The sequence below is a fragment of the Citromicrobium bathyomarinum genome, assembly GCF_038594485.1.
Lineage (GTDB): Bacteria > Pseudomonadota > Alphaproteobacteria > Sphingomonadales > Sphingomonadaceae > Alteriqipengyuania > Alteriqipengyuania bathyomarina_A.
In genome coordinates this window covers 16,058-35,968 of the sequence record NZ_JBCFZG010000007.1, presented here as the reverse complement: position 1 = coordinate 35,968, position 19,911 = coordinate 16,058, and the positions used below count along the sequence as shown (strand labels likewise).

General features: G+C 63.3%; 30 protein-coding genes. 27 read left to right on the top strand and 3 right to left on the bottom strand.

All coding sequences use genetic code 11. From position 1 onward, the window contains the following. Position 1 precedes the first annotated feature (1 nt). The 27 genes from rpsC to AAG591_RS12485 all read left to right on the top strand — a co-directional run bounded on the left by rpsC (position 2) and on the right by AAG591_RS12485 (position 17,801). A complete protein-coding gene (gene rpsC, locus AAG591_RS12615) occupies positions 2–697 on the top strand; it encodes a 30S ribosomal protein S3 (RefSeq protein ID WP_342531717.1) in 696 nt (231 codons plus the stop codon). Between the two features lie 21 nt (positions 698–718). Then, positions 719–1,153, top strand: coding sequence for a 50S ribosomal protein L16 (gene rplP / locus AAG591_RS12610; RefSeq protein ID WP_342531715.1), 435 nt, complete (start codon positions 719–721; stop codon positions 1,151–1,153). Further along, positions 1,154–1,369, top strand: a complete 216-nt coding sequence (gene rpmC / locus AAG591_RS12605; RefSeq protein ID WP_342531714.1) for a 50S ribosomal protein L29 — start codon at positions 1,154–1,156, stop codon at positions 1,367–1,369. A 10-nt stretch (positions 1,370–1,379) separates the two neighbouring features. Beyond that, positions 1,380–1,673 (top strand): 30S ribosomal protein S17, encoded by a 294-nt coding sequence (rpsQ, locus tag AAG591_RS12600; RefSeq protein ID WP_342531712.1) that lies wholly within the window; start codon positions 1,380–1,382, stop codon positions 1,671–1,673. A 59-nt stretch (positions 1,674–1,732) separates the two neighbouring features. Next, the gene (gene rplN, locus AAG591_RS12595; protein ID WP_010411138.1) at positions 1,733–2,101 is read left to right on the top strand and encodes a 50S ribosomal protein L14; all 369 of its coding nucleotides are present in this window, start codon (positions 1,733–1,735) and stop codon (positions 2,099–2,101) included. After that, positions 2,101–2,421: a 50S ribosomal protein L24 gene (gene rplX, locus AAG591_RS12590; protein ID WP_342531711.1), complete on the top strand. Its 321-nt coding sequence runs from the start codon at positions 2,101–2,103 to the stop codon at positions 2,419–2,421. The genes rplN and rplX overlap by 1 nt, the downstream gene beginning before the upstream one ends. Beyond that, positions 2,414–2,998, top strand: a complete 585-nt coding sequence (gene rplE / locus AAG591_RS12585; protein WP_342531709.1) for a 50S ribosomal protein L5 — start codon at positions 2,414–2,416, stop codon at positions 2,996–2,998. Before rplX ends, rplE begins: the two co-directional genes overlap by 8 nt. A gap of 25 nt (positions 2,999–3,023) precedes the next feature. Beyond that, positions 3,024–3,329 (top strand): 30S ribosomal protein S14, encoded by a 306-nt coding sequence (gene rpsN, locus AAG591_RS12580; RefSeq protein WP_342531707.1) that lies wholly within the window; start codon positions 3,024–3,026, stop codon positions 3,327–3,329. A 10-nt stretch (positions 3,330–3,339) separates the two neighbouring features. After that, positions 3,340–3,735, top strand: coding sequence for a 30S ribosomal protein S8 (rpsH, locus tag AAG591_RS12575; RefSeq protein WP_342531706.1), 396 nt, complete (start codon positions 3,340–3,342; stop codon positions 3,733–3,735). Continuing rightward, on the top strand, positions 3,735–4,268 hold the full coding sequence (gene rplF, locus AAG591_RS12570) for a 50S ribosomal protein L6 (protein ID WP_342531705.1): 534 nt from the start codon (positions 3,735–3,737) through the stop codon (positions 4,266–4,268). The genes rpsH and rplF overlap by 1 nt, the downstream gene beginning before the upstream one ends. A gap of 1 nt (position 4,269) precedes the next feature. Continuing rightward, entirely contained in the window at positions 4,270–4,614 is a 345-nt protein-coding gene (rplR, locus tag AAG591_RS12565; RefSeq protein ID WP_342531704.1) for a 50S ribosomal protein L18, read from the top strand. Then, entirely contained in the window at positions 4,614–5,441 is an 828-nt protein-coding gene (gene rpsE / locus AAG591_RS12560) for a 30S ribosomal protein S5 (protein ID WP_342531703.1), read from the top strand. The genes rplR and rpsE overlap by 1 nt, the downstream gene beginning before the upstream one ends. 6 nt (positions 5,442–5,447) lie before the next feature. Continuing rightward, the gene (rpmD, locus tag AAG591_RS12555; protein ID WP_010234707.1) at positions 5,448–5,627 is read left to right on the top strand and encodes a 50S ribosomal protein L30; all 180 of its coding nucleotides are present in this window, start codon (positions 5,448–5,450) and stop codon (positions 5,625–5,627) included. A 102-nt stretch (positions 5,628–5,729) separates the two neighbouring features. After that, positions 5,730–6,257 carry a 50S ribosomal protein L15 gene (gene rplO, locus AAG591_RS12550; RefSeq protein ID WP_342531750.1) on the top strand — a complete coding sequence of 176 codons (528 nt, stop codon included), beginning with the start codon at positions 5,730–5,732 and terminating at the stop codon, positions 6,255–6,257. A 105-nt stretch (positions 6,258–6,362) separates the two neighbouring features. After that, entirely contained in the window at positions 6,363–7,727 is a 1,365-nt protein-coding gene (gene secY, locus AAG591_RS12545; RefSeq protein ID WP_342531701.1) for a preprotein translocase subunit SecY, read from the top strand. A 26-nt stretch (positions 7,728–7,753) separates the two neighbouring features. After that, on the top strand, positions 7,754–8,401 hold the full coding sequence (locus tag AAG591_RS12540) for an adenylate kinase (protein WP_342531699.1): 648 nt from the start codon (positions 7,754–7,756) through the stop codon (positions 8,399–8,401). Positions 8,402–8,463: 62 nt separating this feature from the next. Then, positions 8,464–9,156: an SRPBCC family protein gene (locus AAG591_RS12535; protein WP_342531698.1), complete on the top strand. Its 693-nt coding sequence runs from the start codon at positions 8,464–8,466 to the stop codon at positions 9,154–9,156. 96 nt (positions 9,157–9,252) lie between these two features. Beyond that, positions 9,253–9,456, top strand: coding sequence for a hypothetical protein (locus AAG591_RS12530; protein ID WP_342531697.1), 204 nt, complete (start codon positions 9,253–9,255; stop codon positions 9,454–9,456). Between the two features lie 68 nt (positions 9,457–9,524). Continuing rightward, entirely contained in the window at positions 9,525–9,893 is a 369-nt protein-coding gene (rpsM, locus tag AAG591_RS12525; protein WP_342531696.1) for a 30S ribosomal protein S13, read from the top strand. A 60-nt stretch (positions 9,894–9,953) separates the two neighbouring features. Further along, positions 9,954–10,343, top strand: a complete 390-nt coding sequence (rpsK, locus tag AAG591_RS12520; protein WP_010234721.1) for a 30S ribosomal protein S11 — start codon at positions 9,954–9,956, stop codon at positions 10,341–10,343. A gap of 115 nt (positions 10,344–10,458) precedes the next feature. Further along, positions 10,459–11,517, top strand: coding sequence for a DNA-directed RNA polymerase subunit alpha (locus tag AAG591_RS12515; RefSeq protein WP_342531695.1), 1,059 nt, complete (start codon positions 10,459–10,461; stop codon positions 11,515–11,517). An 89-nt stretch (positions 11,518–11,606) separates the two neighbouring features. After that, positions 11,607–12,029 (top strand): 50S ribosomal protein L17, encoded by a 423-nt coding sequence (gene rplQ, locus AAG591_RS12510; RefSeq protein ID WP_342531693.1) that lies wholly within the window; start codon positions 11,607–11,609, stop codon positions 12,027–12,029. A gap of 131 nt (positions 12,030–12,160) precedes the next feature. After that, the gene (locus AAG591_RS12505; RefSeq protein WP_342531692.1) at positions 12,161–13,138 is read left to right on the top strand and encodes a hypothetical protein; all 978 of its coding nucleotides are present in this window, start codon (positions 12,161–12,163) and stop codon (positions 13,136–13,138) included. A gap of 8 nt (positions 13,139–13,146) precedes the next feature. Further along, on the top strand, positions 13,147–13,707 hold the full coding sequence (locus AAG591_RS12500; RefSeq protein ID WP_342531690.1) for a fasciclin domain-containing protein: 561 nt from the start codon (positions 13,147–13,149) through the stop codon (positions 13,705–13,707). A gap of 169 nt (positions 13,708–13,876) precedes the next feature. Continuing rightward, complete coding sequence (locus AAG591_RS12495; protein WP_342531689.1) at positions 13,877–16,027, top strand: prolyl oligopeptidase family serine peptidase; 2,151 nt, start codon at positions 13,877–13,879, stop codon at positions 16,025–16,027. Between the two features lie 317 nt (positions 16,028–16,344). Next, positions 16,345–16,887, top strand: coding sequence for a hypothetical protein (locus AAG591_RS12490; RefSeq protein WP_342531688.1), 543 nt, complete (start codon positions 16,345–16,347; stop codon positions 16,885–16,887). Positions 16,888–17,033: 146 nt separating this feature from the next. After that, entirely contained in the window at positions 17,034–17,801 is a 768-nt protein-coding gene (locus AAG591_RS12485) for a hypothetical protein (RefSeq protein ID WP_342531687.1), read from the top strand. A 38-nt stretch (positions 17,802–17,839) separates the two neighbouring features. Here the strand turns inward: AAG591_RS12485 and AAG591_RS12480 are convergent, their stop codons facing one another. From AAG591_RS12480 to AAG591_RS12470, 3 genes are read right to left on the bottom strand one after another with little or no spacing between them, the layout of a single operon-like run. After that, complete coding sequence (locus AAG591_RS12480; protein WP_342531686.1) at positions 17,840–18,607, bottom strand: trimeric intracellular cation channel family protein; 768 nt, start codon at positions 18,605–18,607, stop codon at positions 17,840–17,842. 47 nt (positions 18,608–18,654) lie between these two features. Continuing rightward, positions 18,655–19,083 (bottom strand): VOC family protein, encoded by a 429-nt coding sequence (locus AAG591_RS12475; protein WP_342531685.1) that lies wholly within the window; start codon positions 19,081–19,083, stop codon positions 18,655–18,657. Beyond that, positions 19,080–19,907, bottom strand: a complete 828-nt coding sequence (locus AAG591_RS12470) for a hypothetical protein (RefSeq protein WP_342531684.1) — start codon at positions 19,905–19,907, stop codon at positions 19,080–19,082. Before AAG591_RS12470 ends, AAG591_RS12475 begins: the two co-directional genes overlap by 4 nt. Positions 19,908–19,911: the final 4 nt, after the last annotated feature.

The window sequence follows — 19,911 nt, the reverse complement described above, 5'->3', positions numbered from 1 at the left end:
GATGGGTCAGAAGAGCAATCCGATCGGTCTGCGCCTGCAGATCAACCGCACCTGGGACAGCCGCTGGTACGCCGAAGGGCGTGACTATGCCAAGCTGCTCAAGGAAGACATCGAGATCCGCAAGTACATCGTGAACTCGCTGCCGCAGGCCGCGATTTCGAAGGTGGTGATCGAGCGTCCGGCCAAGCTGTGCCGCATCTCGATCTACGCTGCGCGCCCCGGTGTCATCATCGGCAAGAAGGGCGCGGACATCGAGAAGCTGCGCACCAAGCTTTCGAAGATGACCGAAAGCGAAGTGAAGCTGAACATCGTCGAGATCCGCAAGCCGGAAATCGACGCCAAGCTCGTCGCGCAGGGCATTGCCGATCAGCTGGTTCGCCGCGTGGCTTTCCGCCGTGCGATGAAGCGCGCCGTGCAGTCCGCGCTGCGTCTGGGTGCCGAAGGGATCCGGATCACCTGTGGTGGCCGTCTGGGCGGTGCCGAAATCGCCCGCGTGGAATGGTATCGCGAAGGCCGCGTTCCGCTCCACACGCTGCGCGCCAATGTCGATTATGCCGAAGCCGAGGCACTGACCGCCTACGGGATCATCGGCATCAAGTGCTGGATCTTCAAGGGCGAGATCCTCGCCCACGATCCGACCGCGCAGGACCGCCTGATGATGGAAGCGCAGACTTCCGGCGTACGGCCGGCGCGCTGATTGCAGGATTAGGAAAGAACCATGCTGCAACCGAAACGAACCAAATACCGCAAGGCCTTCAAGGGCCGGATCAAGGGCAATGCCAAGGGCGGTAACGAACTCAACTTCGGCTCTTACGGGCTGAAGGCGCTGGAGCCGGAGCGTATCACCGCCCGCCAGATCGAGGCCGCTCGCCGTGCGATCACGCGTCACATGAAGCGCCAGGGACGCCTCTGGATCCGCGTGTTCCCCGACGTGCCCGTGTCGAAGAAGCCTGCCGAAGTCCGGCAGGGTAAGGGCAAGGGCTCGGTCGAATACTGGGCTGCGCGCGTGAAGCCGGGCCGCATCCTGTTCGAACTTGACGGTGTGTCCGGTCCGCTGGCCGCCGAAGCGTTCGAACGTGCCGCCATGAAGCTGCCAATCAAGACTAAGGTTGTCGCGCGGCTCGGCGACCAGTCGCATCTGAAAGGCGAATAAGTGAGCACCACCGAAGATCTCCGCGCCAAGAACGACGACCAGCTGACCGCCGAGCTTACCGAGCTCAAGCGCGAAGCGTTCAACCTGCGTTTTCAGGCTGCGACCAACCAGCTCGAGCGTCCCGCTCGCGTCCAGGAAGTTCGCCGCACGATCGCGCGCATCAAGACGCTGCAGACCGAGCGCACTCGCGCCGCCGCCGCGAAATCGAAGGCTTAAGGAGCAGACCATGCCCAAGCGTATTCTTATCGGTACGGTCACCTCCAACAAGACCGACAAGACCGTGACCGTGCTGGTCGAACGCAAGGTGAAGCACCCGCTTTACGGGAAGATCATCCGTCGTTCGAAGAAGTACCACGCCCATGACGAAGCGAACGAGTACGAACTCGGCGACGTCGTGCGGATCGAGGAAACCAAGCCGATCTCGAAGACCAAGACCTGGGCCGTGAAGGACCGGGTGGTTGCCGGTGGCGTACAGGCGGTGGAAGCCGACCTCGACGTCGAAGGCGCGAGCAACAAGTAAGACGTTTTAGGAACTGCCGGGCACGTGTCTCGGCAAGCCATTGAGAAGGAACCGGATCGATGATCCAGATGCAGTCCAATCTCGACGTCGCGGATAACAGCGGCGCAAAGCGCGTCCAGTGCATCAAGGTACTGGGCGGCTCCAAGCGCCGGTTCGCGAGCGTCGGTGACGTGATCGTGGTTTCCGTTAAGGAAGCCCAGCCGCGTGCGAAAGTGAAGAAGGGCGACGTGCACCGTGCGGTGATCGTTCGCACCAAGAAGGATGTGCGCCGCCCCGATGGCAGCGTGATCCGCTTCGATTCCAACGCTGCGGTGCTGGTCAACAAGAGCGAGGAGCCGATCGGCACCCGTATCTTCGGCCCGGTGGTGCGCGAACTGCGCGGCCGCGGCTTCATGAAGATCATCTCGCTTGCTCCGGAGGTGCTGTAATGGGCATGGCCAAGATCAAGAAGGGCGACAGCGTCGTCGTGCTTTCGGGCAAGGACAAAGGCAAGACCGGTACGGTCGCCAAGGTCCTGCCGAAGGACGGCAAGGTCGTGGTGGAAGGCGTCAACATGATCGCCCGTCACCGCAAGCCGTCGCAGACCAATCCGCAGGGCGGCATCGATCGCTATGAAGCGCCGATGCACATCGCGAAGGTTGCGGTCGCCGATCCCAAGGACGGTAAGCCCACCCGCGTGCGCATCGAAGAGCGTGACGGCAAGAAGGTGCGCGTTGCCGCAAAATCCGGGGAGACCATCGATGGCTGATTACAAGCCCCGCATGAAGGCCAAGTACGAGGACGAAATCGTCAAGGCCATGACCGAGAAGTTCGGTTACACCAACCGTCTTCAGGTCCCCAAGCTCGAGAAGATCACGCTCAACATGGGTGTGGGCGAGGCGAGCCAGGACAAGAAGAAGGTCCAGACCGCAGCCGAGGAAATGGCGCTGATCGCGGGCCAGAAGCCCGTCATCACCAAAGCCAAGAAGTCGATCGCACAGTTCAAGCTGCGCGACGGCATGCCGATCGGCTGCAAGGTCAATCTGCGCCGCGACCGGATGTACGAATTTCTCGATCGTCTGGTGACGGTTGCGATGCCGCGTATCCGCGACTTCCGTGGCCTGAACCCGAAGAGCTTCGACGGCCGTGGCAACTACGCCATGGGCCTGAAAGAGCAGATCATCTTCCCCGAGATTTCCTATGACCAGATCGAAAAGGTCCGGGGCATGGATATCATTGTGACCACCACCGCGAAGACCGACGAAGAAGCGCGCGAGCTGCTGCGCCTGTTCGGTTTCCCGTTCCCGGCCGAAGCAAAGGCCGACGAAGAGAAGGAGGCGGCGTAAGCCGCCTGAGGAGAGCTTAAGTCCAATGGCGAAACTGAGTTCCATCAATAAGAACGAGAAGCGCAAGGCTCTCGTCAAGAAGTACGCGGACAAGTACGCGAAGCTGAAAGCTATCGCGGACGACAAGGACGCCGACGAGACCGAGCGCCTGATGGCCCGGCTCAAGATGGCCGAACTGCCGCGCAACGCGAACCCGACCCGGGTGCGCAACCGCTGTTCCACCACCGGCCGCCCGCGCGGCTATTATCGCAAGTTCGGCATCAACCGCATCGAACTGCGGAATCTGGGCAACAAGGGCCTGATTCCCGGTCTGACCAAGTCGAGCTGGTGAGGATACAATCATGGCGATGACAGATCCCTTGGGTGATATGCTCACCCGCATCCGCAACGGCCAGCAGGCGAAGAAGGACTCGGTCCTGACGCCGGCGTCCAAGCTGCGTGCGAACGTGCTCGAAGTTCTCCAGCGCGAAGGCTACATCCGTGGCTATTCGGAAGACGAGAGCGGCAAGCACAAGGCGCTGCGGATCGAACTGAAATATTTCGAAGGCGAACCTGCGATCAAGCATGTCGCCCGCGTGTCCAAGCCGGGACGGCGCATCTATTCGGCCAGCCGTGAGCTGCCGACGGTGCGCAACGGCCTCGGCATCACGATCGTCTCGACGCCGCGCGGCGTGCTTTCCGACGCAGAAGCACGCAGCCAGAACGTCGGTGGCGAAGTGCTGGCGGAGGTGTTCTGATGAGCCGCATTGGTAAACGTCCGGTCGAGATCCCCAGTGGGGTCGAGGCCAAGATCGACGATGGCATCCTGTCGGTAAAGGGTCCCAAGGGCACCCTGACCATGGGCCTGTCGGACCTCGTTTCGTACAAGCTGGAAGACGGCAAGATCGCGGTCGACCCGGTCAACGATACCAAGCCCGCACGCAGCCACTGGGGCATGCAGCGCACGATGGTTTCGAACCTGGTCGAAGGCGTGACCGAGGGTTTCACCAAGACTCTCCAGATCACCGGCGTCGGTTATCGTGCACAGTCTCAGGGCAAGAAGCTGAAGCTTCAGCTCGGCTATTCGCACGATGTCGACCTCGATGTGCCCGAAGGCCTGACGGTGACGACGCCCGATCAGACCACGGTCATCATTTCCGGGATCGACAAGCAGTCCGTCGGCCAGTTCGCCGCAGAAATCCGCCGCTGGCGCAAGCCCGAGCCGTACAAGGGCAAGGGCATCAAGTACCAGGGCGAGTATATCTTCCGCAAGGAAGGGAAGAAGAAGTAAGATGGCAAAGCTTTCTCTCTTTGAACGCCGCCGCCAGCGCGTGCGCACCGCGCTGCGCAAGCACGCCGGTGGCAAGCCGCGCCTGTCGGTTCACCGCACGGGCAAGCACATCTACGCCCAGATCATCGACGATGCGGCGGGCAAGACGCTTGCCAGCGCTTCGACGCTGGGCGTGAAGGGCACGACTGCGAATATCGACGCCGCCAAGACGGTTGGCTCGAACATCGCCGACGCCGCCAAGAAGGCGGGCGTCACCACGGTCGTGTTCGATCGCGGCGGGTTCCTGTTCCATGGCCGCGTCAAGGCGCTGGCCGATGCCGCTCGCGAAGGCGGGCTGGAGTTCTGATGATGGCTGACGACAAGAAGACCGAAGACAACGCGGCTCCCGAAGCCGAGGCGAAGACCGAAGAGGTCAAGGCCGAAGCGCAGACCGAGCATGCGGTGACCAAGGAAGAGCCGGCGGTTGCCGATACTCCTTCCGAGGCGGCCGACAACCAGAGCCCCGCGCAGGGTGCCGAGGGCCAGCCCCGCGGTGGCCGTGGTGGCCGTGGTGGCGACAATCGCGGCGGTGGCCGTGACGGTGGCCGCGGTCGTGGTCGCGGTCGTGACGATCGTCGCGGCAAGCGCGAGGAAGAAGACGACGGCATCATCGAGAAGCTGGTTCACATCAACCGCGTCTCGAAGACGGTGAAGGGCGGTAAGCGCTTTGGCTTCGCCGCGCTCGTGGTGGTTGGCGACGGCCAGGGCCGCGTCGGCTTCGGCCACGGCAAGGCCCGCGAAGTGCCCGAGGCTATCAGCAAGGCTTCGGCCGCTGCGCGCAAGCACATGATCCGCGTCGCGCTCAAGGAAGGTCGCACGCTGCACCACGACGGCAAGGGCCGCTTCGGTGCCGGCAAGGTGACCGTGCGCAGCGCGCCTCCGGGTACCGGCATCATCGCCGGCGGGCCGATGCGCGCCGTGTTCGAAAGCCTGGGTGTTGCCGACGTCGTGACCAAGTCGGTCGGTACGTCCAACCCGTACAACATGATCCGTGCCACCTTCGATGCGTTGCTGGATCAGAGCTCGCCCAAGGCGGTGGCTCAGCGTCGCGGCAAGAAGGTCGCCGATCTGCTGGCCCGTGGCGGCGCGAGCGCAGCCGAAGCCGAGGCGGATGCCGCGGCTGTAGTGGAGTAATCACCGATGGCTAAGATCAAGCTCAAGCAGATCGGTTCGCCCATCCGGCGGCCGGAAAGCCAGAAGAAAATCCTGATCGGCCTTGGCCTGGGCAAGATGCACCGGGTGGTCGAACTGGAAGACACCCCCGAAGTGCGCGGCGCGATCGCAAAGCTGCCGCACATGGTCGAGGTGGTCGAGGGCTAAGCGCCTTCTCGACAGGAATTGACGGCGGCGGCCCGCTCATAGTAGCGGGCCGCTTCCATTTTTATCAGCGCGAAGAAAAGCGAAAGCGAGTGCATCATGGCAATTAATCTCAACGACATCCGCGACAACGAAGGCGCCCGCAAATCCCGCATACGCGTGGGCCGGGGGATCGGTTCGGGCAAGGGCAAGACCGCAGCACGCGGCCAGAAGGGCCAGAAGGCCCGCGAAGGCGTGGCAATCAAGGGCTTCGAAGGCGGCCAGATGCCGCTGCACATGCGAATCCCGAAGCGCGGCTTCAACAACCCGTTCGGCAAGGACTACGCCGAAGTGAACCTGGGCATGGTCCAGAAGTTCATCGACGCGAAGAAGCTCGACGCCAAGAAGGACATCGATCACGCAGCACTCAAGGCCGCCGGTCTTGCGCGCGGCGGCAAGGACGGCGTCCGCCTGCTCGGCAAGGGTGAACTGACCACCAAGGCGACCTTCGTCGTTGCCGGCGCCAGCAAGGGCGCGATCGAAGCGGTCGAAAAGGCTGGCGGCAAGGTGGACGTGATCCCCGCTGCGCAGCCCGAGCACGAGAAGAAGGCTGCTCGCACCAAGACGAACAAGGAAGCAGGCTCGAAGGCCTGATTCAGGTAATCGGGCGCGGGGGTTCGACAACCGCGCCCGTGACACCTATCTGTCACTGCGGCAGCCGGGAGTGCCCGGTCGAATTTGCAGGATCAATATTTTCCCATGGCATCACGCGCCGATAATCTCGCCTCCAATCTGAGCCTTGCGAACTTTTCCAAGGCGACCGAACTGCGCCAGCGTATCTGGTTCACGATCGTTGCGCTGGTCGTCTTCCGGTTCTTGAGCTTCGTCCCGCTGCCCGGGGTCAATCCCCAGATCCTCGGCGATCTGTACGATCAGACGCGCGGCGGCGTGCTCGACCTGTTCAATACATTCTCGGGCGGCAGCCTTGAGCGCATGAGTCTCATCGCGCTCGGCGTGATGCCCTACATCACCGCCTCGATCGTGGTGCAGATGGCTTCGGCCCTGCACCCGACGCTGATGGCGCTGAAGAAGGAAGGCGCCACCGGCCGCCAGAAGCTCAACCAGTACACCCGCTACGGCGCGGTGTTCCTGTGCGTGATCCAGGGCTATTTCCTCGCCACCGGCCTGGAAAGCTACGGCGCGCAGAGCGGTCTGCAGGCGGTCGTGGACCCAGGCTACATGTTCCGCATCGGCGCGGTCATCAGTCTGGTCGGCGGCACCATGCTGCTGCTGTGGATCGGTGAGCAGATCACGGCACGCGGTATCGGCAACGGCGTCTCGCTCATCATTATGGCGGGCATCGTCGCCCAGTTCCCCAGCTTCGTCAGCAATATGTTTGAAGGCGGGCGGACCGGGGCGATCAGTGCGGTCGTGATCATCGGCTTCATCGCCATGATCGTCGGCCTGATCCTGTTCATCAGCTTCATGGAGCGTGCGCAGCGGCGCCTGCTGATCCAGTATCCCAAGCGCGCCACCCAGCGCGGCATGATGCAGGCGGATCGCAGCCACCTGCCGCTCAAGATCAACACCGCAGGGGTGATCCCGCCGATCTTCGCCAGCTCGCTGCTGCTGCTGCCGCTGACGATCAGCCAGTTCGCGGGCAGCTCGGTCGATCCCAGCAGCACGATTGGCGGCGTGATTACCACGCTGAACTTCTACCTGCAGCACGGGCAGCCGCTCTACATGGCGCTCTATGCGATCCTGATCGTGTTCTTCTGCTTCTTCTACACCGCGGTTGTGTTCAACCCGGAGGAAACTGCGGATAACCTGAAGAAAAATGGCGGCTTCATTCCCGGTATTCGCCCCGGCAAGCGCACGGCGGAATACCTTGATTATGTGCTGACGCGCATCACCGTGGTCGGCGCGGCATACCTTACGCTGGTGTGCTGCCTGCCCGAATACATGATCGCACAGACAGGGATTCCGCTGTTCCTGGGCGGCACCAGCCTGCTGATCGTCGTCAACGTGACCGTCGATACCATCAGCCAGATCCAGTCGCACCTGCTGGCCCACCAGTACGGTGACCTTATCAAGAAGGCCAAGCTCAAGGGCCGGTTGCGCTAATTTCTCAGCGTGGCAAGGGGATGGCCATGAACATCATTCTTCTCGGCCCACCGGGGGCAGGCAAAGGCACGCAGGCGCACCGTCTGGTCGAAGAGCATGGCATGCGCCAGCTTTCGACCGGAGACATGCTGCGCGCAGCGGTGAAGGCGCAAACGCCCGTCGGGCTGAAAGCCAAGGAAGTCATGGACCGTGGCGAACTCGTCTCCGACGAGATCGTCTCCGACCTGATCGACGCAGAGCTGGAAGCGATGCCCGCAGAGACGGGCGCAATCTTCGACGGCTATCCGCGCACCCGTGCGCAGGCCGAAGCGCTCGATCAGCTTCTCGCAAAGCATGGCCGCAAGCTCGACCGCGTGGTCGAACTTCAGGTCGACGAGGATGCTCTGGTCGATCGCATCACCGGTCGCTTTACCTGCGCCGTATGCGGAGCCGGTTATCACGACCGCCACAAGACGCCTGCCAAGGAAGGCGTGTGCGACAAGTGTGGCAGCACCGAGTTCAAGCGTCGGCCCGACGATAACGAGGAAACCGTGCGCCACCGGATGCAGGTCTACCGATCCGAGACCGCGCCGATCCTGCCGTTCTACGAAGAGCGCGGACTAGTCGCGAGAGTCGACGGAATGGCCTCGATCGAGGACGTCACCGACAGCATCGACGCACTCCTCGACGACTGAGGATTTGCTTTCCCGGGCGAGCGTGGAATAGCGTGGCGCTGTCTTTGATGAGGAGCCGTCCGATGATCCGCACCGCCATGGCAGTAGCCGCTCTGCTGGCGACGCCGATCCTCATGCCCGCCGCTGCGCAGGCCGAGGTAGTCGAGCAATCCGACACGCACTTCGTGGTTCGCAGTACGCTCGACATTGCCGCTCAGCCCAAGGATGTCTGGCTCGCGCTGATCGCGCCCGGCGACTGGTGGAACGACAGGCATACCTGGTCCGGCGATGCGGCGAACATGACGCTCACCCCGCAGGCGGGCGGATGCTTTTGCGAGACCATTCCGGCCGAAGATAAAGGCGCCGACACCTTCGGCCTGCAGGGCAGCGTCCAGCACATGGTCGTGGTGCAGGCCGTGCCGCGAAAGGTCCTGCGGATGCGCGGCGCGCTCGGCCCGCTGCAGAGCGAGCCGGTCGATGGTGTGCTGACGATCACCCTGCAACCGATCGAAGACCCGGGTAAAAAGGGCAAAGTGATCGGCGCGCAGGTTGTCTGGGAATACGTGGTCGGCGGGACCATGCGGTTCGAGATCGACACGATCTCCAAGGCGGTCGACGCGGTGATTGGCGAACAGGCACTGGGCCTGGCGGAGGCCGTCGGCGGTGTGATCGAAGAGGCCGACCCCGAGGACGAGAAGTCGAGCAAGTTCGACGAGGCGTTTGGACAGGCACCCGATGAAGAGACGCCGGTCACGGGGCTCGGCAAGGGGCGCTAAGCCGCGAATTCGTCCCGCGATGGAGCGGCACGGGGAAAAAGGATGCGTGTCCGCTTTGACAGCGGAGATGCTCCGGGGTAGATTCCCCTAGTTCGAATGATCGGGCGCTGGCTTTTTGATGGCCAGCGCGATTATTTGCGCGCAGCTGTTGACGCTGCGGCGTCTGCCGCTTATGTGCGCCGTTCGTCCGACCCAATGCATACCAGAATCATTGGCGCATTTCCGGCGCATCACCGGCCTGGTTTCATCGCCTGCCGGTTTTTGTCCGTCACCAATGATGCTGGCGTATCGGGTCGATGAAACTAGCGATGAGATAGGGGCGTCCGCCTGCGAAGGTCGGGTTTTCCCTGTGGAGCATGGAGAAGTAAGTGGCTCGTATTGCCGGGATTAACATCCCCACCAACAAGCGCGTGATCATCGCGCTTACCTATATTCACGGAATTGGACGCACCACCGCGGTTCAGATCGCCGACAAGCTCGGCATCGATCACAAGACCCGCGTGCAGGACCTCACCGATGAGGAAATCCTCCGCATCCGTGAAACGATCGACGAAGAGTATTCGGTTGAGGGCGACCTCCGCCGTCAGACCGCGATGAACATCAAGCGACTGATGGACCTGCGGTCCTATCGCGGCCTGCGTCATCGCGCCGGTCTGCCCGTTCGCGGCCAGCGCACGCACACCAATGCGCGCACCCGCAAGGGTAAGGCGAAGCCCATCGCGGGCAAGAAGAAGTAAGCGCGCGAACAGCGCTTCACTTCGGCTCTTTTGATCTTTTTTCCTTAAGGGGAACATATAATGGCACGCGAACCAGGCCGCATTCGGCGCCGCGAGCGGAAAAACATCTCCAGCGGCGTCGCGCACGTGAACGCCAGCTTCAACAACACCATGATCACCATCACCGATGCGCAGGGCAATGCGATCAGCTGGTCTAGCGCGGGCATGATGGGTTTCAAGGGTAGCCGCAAGTCGACTCCCTACGCCGCGCAGGTCGCCGCAGACGACGCCGGCAAGAAGGCGGCGGAACATGGCGTCCGCACGCTGGAAGTCGAAGTAAAGGGCCCCGGTTCGGGCCGTGAAAGCGCGCTGCGTGCGCTGCAGGCGGTGGGTTTCACCATCACCAGCATCCGCGACGTCACGCCGATCCCGCACAACGGGGTTCGGCCGTCGAAGCGGCGTCGCGTCTGACCCGATCCTGCCCGGCGGTGGGAGCCGTTCCCTCCGCCGACAACCTACGGGCCCGTCGCGCTTCACCTCCGCAGCGCTCCGGGCCCAGCCGATCTTGAATTCCTAGGGGACATCCATGGCCGTCAACACCAAGAACTGGCAGGAACTTAAAAAGCCCACCTCGCTCGAACTGAAGGACACCGGCAGCGACAAGAAGCGCAAGGCCACCTTCGTTGCCGAACCGCTCGAACGCGGTTTCGGCCTGACGCTGGGCAACGCGCTGCGTCGTGTGCTGCTCTCCTCGCTTCAGGGCGCTGCGATCACCTCGATCAAGATCGAGAACGTGCTGCACGAGTTCAGCTCGCTTGCCGGCGTGCGCGAAGACGTGACCGACATCGTCCTCAATGTGAAGCAGATCGCGATCAAGATGGAAGGCGAAGGCCCCAAGCGGCTGCAGCTTTCCGCGACCGGTCCTGGCGCGGTGAAGGCAGGCGACATCGCCGTCTCGGGCGACATCGAAATCCTCAACAAGGATCTCGTGATCTGCCAGCTCGACGAAGGCGCGACGCTGAACATGGAACTGACCGCGGATACCGGCAAGGGCTACGTCCCCGCCGTGCAGAACCGCCCGGCCGACGCGCCGATCGGCCTGATCCCGGTCGATTCGCTTTACTCGCCGATCAAGCAGGTGAGCTACAAGGTCGAGAATGCGCGCGTGGGCCAGGAACTGGACTACGACAAGCTGAACCTGACCATCGAAACCGACGGCACCGTCACCCCTGAAGACGCGGTGGCGTATGCCGCGCGCATCCTGCAGGACCAGCTGACCCTGTTCGTCCACTTCGAAGATGGCATTCCGCAGCCTTCCAGCCCGATGATCGGGATGGCTGCCGAACCGCAGGAATCGGACGCCAACCAGCTCAACCGTTACCTTCTCAAGAAGGTCGACGAGCTGGAACTGTCGGTCCGTTCGGCCAACTGCCTCAAGAACGACAACATCATCTATATCGGCGATCTGGTCCAGAAGACCGAAGCCGAGATGCTGCGCACGCCGAACTTCGGCCGCAAGTCGCTCAACGAGATCAAGGAAGTGCTTTCCAGCATGGGCCTGCGCCTCGGGATGGACATCCCGGGCTGGCCGCCGGAGAACATCGAGGAAATGGCCAAGAAGCTCGAACAGGAGCTGCTGGGCTAATCGACCTCGCAACGGGAATGGGCCGGACCCGCAATTCCGGCCCGTACCGGGCTACCTCGTACGGGCCCCTTACGAACGGAGAATAGAATATGCGTCACGGTATTTCGCAGCGTAAACTTGGCCGCAAGTCGGGCCACCGCACCGCCATGTTCCGCAACATGTCGGCCGCGCTGATCAAGCACGAACAGATCCTCACCACGCTGCCCAAGGCGAAGGAACTGCGCCCCTACATCGAAAAGCTGATCACGCTCTCGAAGCGTGGCGGCCTTTCCAACCGTCGCCTCGCGATGAGCCGCCTGCAGGACGAAACGCAGCTGAAGAAGCTGTTCGACGTTCTGGCAGAGCGTTATTCGGATCGTGACGGCGGTTACACGCGCATCATCAAGGCCGGCTACCGCGCCAGCGACAGCGCGCAGCTCGCGATCATCGAATTCGTCGATCGCGACGAAGACGCCAAGGGCCAGGATTCGGGCCCGGTGATGACCGAGGAAGACGAATACGACGACGCGTAAGCGCGCGGTCGCACAGTGAAAATCGGAGGGGCCGCAGGAGCAATCCTGCGGCCCTTTTCGCATGTGCGAGAGTGGCAGGCGTGGGAACCCGACGGATGGCGAACGGGTTAGTCGGGCCAAGGAGAATAGCTATGCGAATTGTAATCGCAGCGACCGGCGCCCTCGCGCTCGCGCTTTCCATGCCGGCCATCGCCCAGTCCAACGGCCATGGGAATGGTCAGGGGAAGGGGCACGGAAACGGAGCTGCCGCCAAGGCCAAACCCGACAAGGGGCCGGACAAGGAAAAGGGGCCGGGCAAGGATAAGGGTGCTCGAGCCGGTAACGGCAACGGCGGTCCGCCCGTGGCCATGCGCGCCAACGACAAGGGCAATGGCAGGCCCGACGTAGAGAAGGCACAAAAGCAGATCCAGCGCGAGGTCGAACGACGGGCCGATCGTCGGGACGACGCGCAGGATGCGCGCGTGTTGCGCGATGTTGCCGGCGCTGTCGCCGGTGAGGATGCGCGCCGTGTTCTCTCGCGCTATGATCGGGATGCACGCCCCGTGGAGAACTGGTGTCCGCCCGGCCTCGCGAAGAAGAACAATGGCTGCATGCCCCCGGGGCAGGCCAAGAAGCTGACGCGCGATCGCTTCGCTGGCTATTTCGGCTCATCCTACCCGCGTCTGGCGGGCGACGACTGGCGGTACTACGACGGTTATGCCTATCGACCGCAGAACGGCGTCATTGATGCGCTGATCCCGCTGGTGGGCGGTGCGCTGTTCGGTGGGAACCAGTGGCCCAGCGCCTACGACGATTATCGCGCCCCGTCGTACTACGGCAATTATTTCGGTCAGAACGCGGACAACAGGTACTACTATGCGGACCGCACGCTGTTTTCGGTCGACCCGCAGGATCACCGTATCCTCGGTATCGCCGCCCTGCTGACCGGTGACGACATCACCGTAGGTCAGCCGCTGCCGCGCGGATACGATGTGTACAACGTGCCTTATGCCTATCGCAGCCAGTATCGCGATGGGCCGGATGCGATGTATCGCTACAGCGATGGCTACGTCTATCAGGTCGACCCCAAAACGCGCCTCGTCGCAGCTGCCATCGAACTCCTGACGTGAAGGTATCCATGAAGAAAACATTCGCACCGACGCTCGCCGTCTTGGCCGTGGCCCTCACGCTTTGCGCCTGCGGCGACGCGGACACCGCCGATGCCTCCGTCACCAGTACGCAGGAAGCCGGCGATGCCTCGCTCAACGCCACGGTCGCCAAGATCGACGAGGTCTCGACGGCCTACAACCTGATCGAGAAAGCCGGTCTCAAGGATCCTTTCGACGGTGCGGGGGCCTACACCGTGTTCCTGCCCGACAATCAGGCCTTCGCGAAGCTTCCGAAGGAAGACCTCGAACTGCTGGGCACCGAAGAAGGCAGGCCGGAGCTGATCGCGATCCTGCGGCGTCATATCGCCGTAGGGGCTATCACGCGCGAAGATCTCGAGGCGGCGCTCGACGCCAATGGCGGGTCGATCCAGCTCGCCAGCGTAGCCGATCAGCCGATCGACATCCGCAGGGTGGATGGTGAGGTGCGGATTGGATCGGGCGATGACGCTCCGAAGCTGACCAAGCTCGCGGTGCCCGCCTCCAATGGCGTGGTGTACGTCATCGACGGTATGATCCCGCCGGGTAACTGATACCAGCTCGACACAGGTCGAAGGGGCCGCCGCCGTGCGAGGCGTGCGGCCCCATTTTTTCGTCGAAGGCGGACGGCTGCGGCGGGCGCCAGTTGCACCTCGCCGCTCTTGGGCTAGATAACGGGGACGCATTTTCCCGAACATTGCTCAGGACGAGAGGACTCCGCCCATGTTCCGCAACACCCTTCTCACAGGTGCCGCCACCGCGCTGGTCGCCGCCGCCATTCCCGCAGCCGCACAAGGACAGGATTTGACCGCCCCCGACTATCCCGAAACCCGCACTGGCGATGTCGTCGAAACGCCCTTCGGCGAGGAAGTCGCCGATCCGTACCGCTGGCTCGAAAACGACGTTCGCACCGACGAGGAAGTGGCCGCGTGGGTCGCCAGCGAAAATGCGGTGACGGATGCCTTCCTGGCCAAGCTGCCGGGGCGCGACGCGCTCAAGGCGCGCATTACCGAACTGACCGATTACGAACGCTTCGGCCTGCCGACCGAGAAGGGGGGCCGGTACTTCTATTCGCGCAACGACGGATTGCAGAACCAGAGCGTTCTCTATGTCCGCGACGGCCTCGACGGGGAGGCACGGGTACTGATCGATCCGAACGAGTGGTCGGAAGACGACGCGACCGCGCTGGCGGGCTACACGATCACCGAGGATGGCGAAAAGCTCGCCTACCTGATCCAGGATGGCGGCAGCGACTGGCGCACGGTGAAGGTGCTGGACGTCGCCACCGGTGAGGTGCTGGACGACACGGTCGAGTGGGTGAAATTCTCCGGGCTCGACTGGGCGAAGGACGGCAGCGGGTTCTACTACAGCCGCTTTCCGGCGACGGGGGAGGGCGAGACCTTCCAGGCGCTCAACAAGAACCACCGGGTCTACTTCCACAAGCTGGGCACCGATCAGAGCGCGGACGAGCTGGTCTATTCGACCGATGACCAGCCCGATCTCAATCATGGCGCACAGGTGAGCGATGACGGTCGTTATCTGGTGGTGACGAGTTCGAGCGGAACCGACGACCGCTACGAAGTCACGCTGATCGATCGCGAGTACCCCGACGCCGAGCCGATGACGCTGGTGCCCGGGTTCGAGAACAACTTCAGCTACGTCGGCAATATCGGCAATGAATTCTACTTCGTTACCAATGACGGCGCACCGCTCAAGAAGGTGGTGAAGACCGACATCACGACAAACGACCCGATGTGGCATACGGTGATCCCCGAAAGCGAGCAGACGCTCGATGGGGTCTCGCTGGTCGGGGGCAAGCTGATCGCCAGCTACCTGGTCGACGCCAAGAGCAAGATCGAGGTCTTCGGGCTCGACGGAACGCCGCAGGGGGAGGTCGAACTGCCCGGCATCGGCAGTGCAGGCGGTTTCGGGGGCGAGCCGGACGAGACTGAAACGTTCTACGCCTTCTCCTCCTATAACCGCCCCTCGACGATCTATCGCTACGATGTCGCGACCGGGGAAAGCACCGTGTGGGCGCAGCCCGAAGTGTCGTTCGACCCGGACGATTTCGTGGTCGAACAGAAGTTCTACACGTCGAAGGACGGCACGCGCGTTCCGATGTTCCTGGTGCGCAGCAAGGCGGTCGCCGAAAGCGGCGAAGCCGTGCCGACGCTGCTTTACGGCTATGGGGGGTTCAACATCAGCCTCACGCCGGGGTTCAGTCCGTCTCGCCTTGCATGGATGGAAGCGGGCGGCGCCTACGCGGTCGCCAACATCCGTGGCGGCGGCGAATACGGCAAGGCCTGGCACGATGCCGGTCGGCTGAACAACAAGCAGAACGTGTTCGACGATTTCATCGCGGCGGGTGAATACCTGATCGACCAGGGCATCACGCCCGAGGACGGCCTCGCGATCCAGGGTGGATCGAACGGCGGCCTGCTGATCGGCGCGGTGGCCAACCAGCGGCCCGATCTGTTCGCAGCTGGCAATGCTGCCGTGGGCGTGATGGACATGCTGCGCTTCGATCAGTTCACCGCCGGTCGGTACTGGGTCGACGACTATGGTTACCCCAGCAAGGAAGCCGACTGGAAGGTGCTGCGCGCCTATTCGCCCTATCACAACATCCGCTCCGGGGTGGATTACCCCGCGCTGCTGGTGACCACGGCGGATACCGACGACCGTGTGGTTCCGGGGCACAGCTTCAAGTACACCGCCGCGCTGCAGGCTGCGGACCTGGGCGACAAGCCGCAGCTGATCCGGATCGAGACCCGCGCGGGCCACGGTTCGGGCAAGCCGACCGACAAGGCGATCGAGGAAGCGGCCGATGTGCTCGCCTTCCTCGCCGCGTTCACCGGGCTCAAGCTCGAGGAATAGTCAGGCAAGAAATGAGGGCGGGGCACCATGCTCTGCCCTCTTTCCCGAACAAGACGTACCTCGCGAGCCGGTGATTCGTTTTGCTTAACGGGGATTAACGATCGTTTCGGCGACACCCCAGCTCGCACTCATTGCGGAGCGGATTCTGCGACAAAACCTCTGTCAACTGGCGCAATTCTGCCGATTTCGCCGTTCAGATTTGTGGCGCTTTGTATTAACAACGGCTTTCGCCGCAATTCAGTCACACCTCACCGCGCGGTCTCTAAAACAGTTGGTGTTCGGGCAATGGCGCTCGGCACCACAGTGAGGAGACAATCATGCAAAGCTTCACCAAGGCCGCCCTGTGCACCGCTGCTGCGGGTGCCATGGCCTTCACCACCGCCGCACCTGCCGAAGCGCAGCGCTATCGCGACCGCGACAATGACGGCATCAGCGCGGGCGAGGTTATTGCCGGGGCGCTGATCATCGGCGGCATCGCCGCGATCGCTTCGGCATCGAGCCGCGATCGTCGCAATGACCGCTATCGCAACGATTACTACCGCAACAACGGCAATCCGCGCGGCGCGATCGACCAGTGCGTGCGTGTGGCAGAGAACCAGGCGCGTCGCGCCGGCTATCGCTACGCCAACGTCGTCGACATCAGCAACGTGCGCGATACCCGCCGTGGCTGGAATATCCGTGGCCGGATCGAAGTCGATGGCCTGCGCGGCTACCGCGACCAGCGTCGCGGCTATCGCGGATACGACAATCGTCGCGGGTACAATAACCGCACCGATCGCGGCAGCTTCAAATGCGAGATCCGTCGCGGCCGGGTGGTCGACATCGACTACAACGGCATCCGTGGCCTGAATCGCCTTTGATGCTCTCAATTCGTCACGCTCCGTCCGGGGAACCGGCAGAGCGACAGGGGTAGGCGGTTCAGTCCTTCGAAAGGGCTGGCCGCCTAATCCCGTTCATGGTCGCGAGAGGGCATAAGGCGCTCTCTCTTCGGGAAAGAACAACAAGAATGCGTCAGCTATCCAGAATCTCGCTCGCTTGCGCGGTCGCCGCGCTGGCCATTTCTCCAGCCCACGCGGTCGAACTTCCGCGCGCTGCCGCGCCGGTGGCGAAGACCTACGCGGCCCGGACCGTCCTGAACGACGGGGCCGACGAGGCCGACCATGGCCGCCGTTACCGCCGTCACCGCGACAACGGGATCGATGCGGGCAACGTGATTGCCGGGGCGTTGATCATCGGAGGAATCTTCGCGGTCGCTTCGGCGGTCGACAGCAGCAACAAGCGCGACGATCGCTACGATCAGGACTACCAGTCCAACGCCGACTTCGATCGCGCGGTGGACGCTTGCGTCAATCGGGTGGGCCGTGATGAGCGGGTCGGCTCGGTCGACAATGTCGGGCGCACGCGCACGGGCTATTCGGTCAGCGGAACGCTGGCGAGCGGGAACAGCTTTTCCTGCCGGGTTTCCGCCAACGGCCGCGTTTCCGACGTCGACTATGGCTATGGCGGCGTCACGTACCAGTCGGGCGGCCAGACTTACGGCGATCCGCAGTATTCCAGCTCCGAATACTCGGACGTCCAGTATTCCGACGAAACCTACGCCCGCGCCCGCTCCGACACCTATTCGCAGCGTGACCCTTATTCGCAGCCGGACAGCTACTCGACGCCGGACAGCAATGCCCAGCCAGCTTATCCCGGCGGGCCGGTGCCGGGGCAAGTCTACGAAGACTACGATGAAGGATCGGACGACGGATACGGCACTGCGGAGCCCTATTGATCCGGCCCCCTGACCGATGATTGCGCGGCTCTCGAACCTCAGGTTCGGGGGCCGTCCTCTTCGGGTAGCGCATCGTCTTCGAAGAATATCCCGTCGCTCTCCGGTGCGATCGCCTCTGCGACAGCCTCCGCACCGATCTCGGTCTCGCGGTCGCTGGCCATCTCACGTTCGTGGAAGGCCGGCAGGCCGAGGTTATAGCGGATCGCCGCGCTTCGCAGCACCAGCCCCGCCAGCGCGGCGAACGCCCAGACGGTCCAGTGGTCGACGCCGTAAGGCTGGGTCAGCCACATCCCGAAGCTGCACAGCGTCGCCGAGAGGGCGGCTGCCGTCACATAAAGCTCGGGCCGCATGAGGATCGACGGGCGGCCCGCAATGACATCGCGGATCGTGCCACCGACGGTCCCGGTGATGATGCCCATGATCGTGGCCGAGACGGGCGGCAGGCCGTAGCTCATGGCCTTCGCCGCGCCGAGCACCGAATAGGCCGCCAGCCCGACGCCGTCGGCGTAGTCGAACAGCTTGCCCTGCCACCAGCGGGTCGGTGTGTTCCACACGATCGCGGCCATGGCGATGCACACGGCTGCGTACCAGGGATGCCGCACCCAGAAGACCGGCGCATCGATCAGCAGATCGCGCACCGTTCCGCCGCCCACGCCCGTGACCAGCGCGAAGAAGCCCATCGTCACGAAGGTCTGCCGTTCGCGTGCGGCGATCAGCGCGCCCGACAGCGCGAAGACGGCGACCCCGACGAGGTCGAGCCAGTCGAGCACGGGGGTCAGGATTACGGCTGCTTCGGCTACGGGCATGGCAGGCTGCTAGCGATCTCGAACCGCGGGCACAATCGCGTGTGGCTTCAGCCTTTGGCGAACAGGTTAGCGGGGTTGGCCATCGCCTTGATTTCCAGCGCATTGCCGCTCGGATCGCGGAAGAACATGGTTGCCTGCTCGCCCGGCTGGCCCTTGAAGCGGATGGTCGGTTCGATCACGAATTGCAGCCCTGCGTCGGTCAGCCGGTCGGCCAGCGTCTGCCATTGCTCCATCGACAGGACTACGCCGAAGTGCGGTACCGGCACCGCCTCGCCGTCCACCGCATTGCGATCCTCGCCGCGCGAGGCGACCGCTGCGGGTGCGACATGCGCGACGATCTGGTGGCCGTAGAAATCGAAATCGACCCAGTCGCGGTCGGATCGACCTTCCGAACATCCGAGCAGCGCGCCATAGAAATTGCGCGCCATATCGAGATCGTGAACCGGAAAGGCGAGATGGAAGGGGGGGATGCTCATGCCCCCTCTTCTGCCGCATTGGGCAGGGCGAAGGCAACCGCGTGGGCCAGCGCGAAGCCGATAATCGCAGCCGCGCCATATCCGGCGAGCGGGGTTGGGTAGTTCGATATCAGCGCGGCGAGCCAGAAGCCGAACAGGCTCATGCCCGTGGGATAGCGCGCGATACGCGGCAGGCCGGTCCCGAAAAGCATGATGAGCACCGCACCTGCAATCGACAGCGTAATCAGTGCTGCCATCAGCGGAGCCGTTGGCAGCGCGTCGATAATGATCCGCTCGACGAATGGCACGGCAGGCAGCTCGCCGTGCAAGGCGGCGGCAATGGCGATGATGAACCCGCCGATCACGACCAGTCCGAACCGCCAGTCGCTGCGCACCTGATAGGCACCGATGGCCCCGCCGATCAGCGCGAAGGCGCTGGCGAAATCGGGTTGGGCGAGGGCGATCAGAAGTGCCACTGCCAGCGCGGGCGGACCAAGCCGCTCTTCGCGGGCCGAGAGAACCGCCAAGGTGGGAATGGTCAGCATTCCGGCATGGAGAATGAATGGGCCGATGGGCAGCCAGCGGGCGATTCCGTTCATCGAGGGACCGGTCAGCAGGGGCAGCGCGAACAGCGCGAGCAGAACTACGCCTGCAATGATGCGCGCCCCCTGTCCGAACTGCGGAACGCCGATCATTACGACCAGCGCCGCGAGGATCAGCGCGCCACTATTGACGATCAGGTAGGCGCGCGGCGCGCCGCCGGTCGCCATGTAGGCGAGCCCGACCAGCACGGGCAGGGCAATGGAAAGAAGCGCCGGAAATCTCTCTCGCCAACGCTCCCCCATGTGC

Bases quoted from the DNA above. Each gene is read 5' to 3' on its own strand.
- rpsH (WP_342531706.1), top strand. From the start codon at position 3,340: ATGGCGATGACAGATCCCTTGGGTGATATGCTCACCCGCATCCGCAAC.
- rpsE (WP_342531703.1), top strand. From the start codon at position 4,614: ATGATGGCTGACGACAAGAAGACCGAAGACAACGCGGCTCCCGAAGCC.
- AAG591_RS12485 (WP_342531687.1), top strand. From the start codon at position 17,034: ATGCGTCAGCTATCCAGAATCTCGCTCGCTTGCGCGGTCGCCGCGCTG.
- rplP (WP_342531715.1), top strand. From the start codon at position 719: ATGCTGCAACCGAAACGAACCAAATACCGCAAGGCCTTCAAGGGCCGG.
- AAG591_RS12535 (WP_342531698.1), top strand. From the start codon at position 8,464: ATGATCCGCACCGCCATGGCAGTAGCCGCTCTGCTGGCGACGCCGATC.
- AAG591_RS12515 (WP_342531695.1), top strand. From the start codon at position 10,459: ATGGCCGTCAACACCAAGAACTGGCAGGAACTTAAAAAGCCCACCTCG.
- AAG591_RS12475 (WP_342531685.1), bottom strand. From the start codon at position 19,083: ATGAGCATCCCCCCCTTCCATCTCGCCTTTCCGGTTCACGATCTCGAT.
- AAG591_RS12470 (WP_342531684.1), bottom strand. From the start codon at position 19,907: ATGGGGGAGCGTTGGCGAGAGAGATTTCCGGCGCTTCTTTCCATTGCC.
- rplR (WP_342531704.1), top strand. From the start codon at position 4,270: ATGGCAAAGCTTTCTCTCTTTGAACGCCGCCGCCAGCGCGTGCGCACC.
- rpsC (WP_342531717.1), top strand. From the start codon at position 2: ATGGGTCAGAAGAGCAATCCGATCGGTCTGCGCCTGCAGATCAACCGC.
- rplX (WP_342531711.1), top strand. From the start codon at position 2,101: ATGGGCATGGCCAAGATCAAGAAGGGCGACAGCGTCGTCGTGCTTTCG.
- rpsQ (WP_342531712.1), top strand. From the start codon at position 1,380: ATGCCCAAGCGTATTCTTATCGGTACGGTCACCTCCAACAAGACCGAC.
- rpmD (WP_010234707.1), top strand. From the start codon at position 5,448: ATGGCTAAGATCAAGCTCAAGCAGATCGGTTCGCCCATCCGGCGGCCG.
- AAG591_RS12530 (WP_342531697.1), top strand. From the start codon at position 9,253: ATGATCGGGCGCTGGCTTTTTGATGGCCAGCGCGATTATTTGCGCGCA.
- AAG591_RS12495 (WP_342531689.1), top strand. From the start codon at position 13,877: ATGTTCCGCAACACCCTTCTCACAGGTGCCGCCACCGCGCTGGTCGCC.
- rpsK (WP_010234721.1), top strand. From the start codon at position 9,954: ATGGCACGCGAACCAGGCCGCATTCGGCGCCGCGAGCGGAAAAACATC.
- rplQ (WP_342531693.1), top strand. From the start codon at position 11,607: ATGCGTCACGGTATTTCGCAGCGTAAACTTGGCCGCAAGTCGGGCCAC.
- AAG591_RS12490 (WP_342531688.1), top strand. From the start codon at position 16,345: ATGCAAAGCTTCACCAAGGCCGCCCTGTGCACCGCTGCTGCGGGTGCC.
- secY (WP_342531701.1), top strand. From the start codon at position 6,363: ATGGCATCACGCGCCGATAATCTCGCCTCCAATCTGAGCCTTGCGAAC.
- rplN (WP_010411138.1), top strand. From the start codon at position 1,733: ATGATCCAGATGCAGTCCAATCTCGACGTCGCGGATAACAGCGGCGCA.
- AAG591_RS12500 (WP_342531690.1), top strand. From the start codon at position 13,147: ATGAAGAAAACATTCGCACCGACGCTCGCCGTCTTGGCCGTGGCCCTC.
- rplE (WP_342531709.1), top strand. From the start codon at position 2,414: ATGGCTGATTACAAGCCCCGCATGAAGGCCAAGTACGAGGACGAAATC.
- AAG591_RS12505 (WP_342531692.1), top strand. From the start codon at position 12,161: ATGCGAATTGTAATCGCAGCGACCGGCGCCCTCGCGCTCGCGCTTTCC.
- AAG591_RS12480 (WP_342531686.1), bottom strand. From the start codon at position 18,607: ATGCCCGTAGCCGAAGCAGCCGTAATCCTGACCCCCGTGCTCGACTGG.
- rpsN (WP_342531707.1), top strand. From the start codon at position 3,024: ATGGCGAAACTGAGTTCCATCAATAAGAACGAGAAGCGCAAGGCTCTC.
- rplF (WP_342531705.1), top strand. From the start codon at position 3,735: ATGAGCCGCATTGGTAAACGTCCGGTCGAGATCCCCAGTGGGGTCGAG.
- AAG591_RS12540 (WP_342531699.1), top strand. From the start codon at position 7,754: ATGAACATCATTCTTCTCGGCCCACCGGGGGCAGGCAAAGGCACGCAG.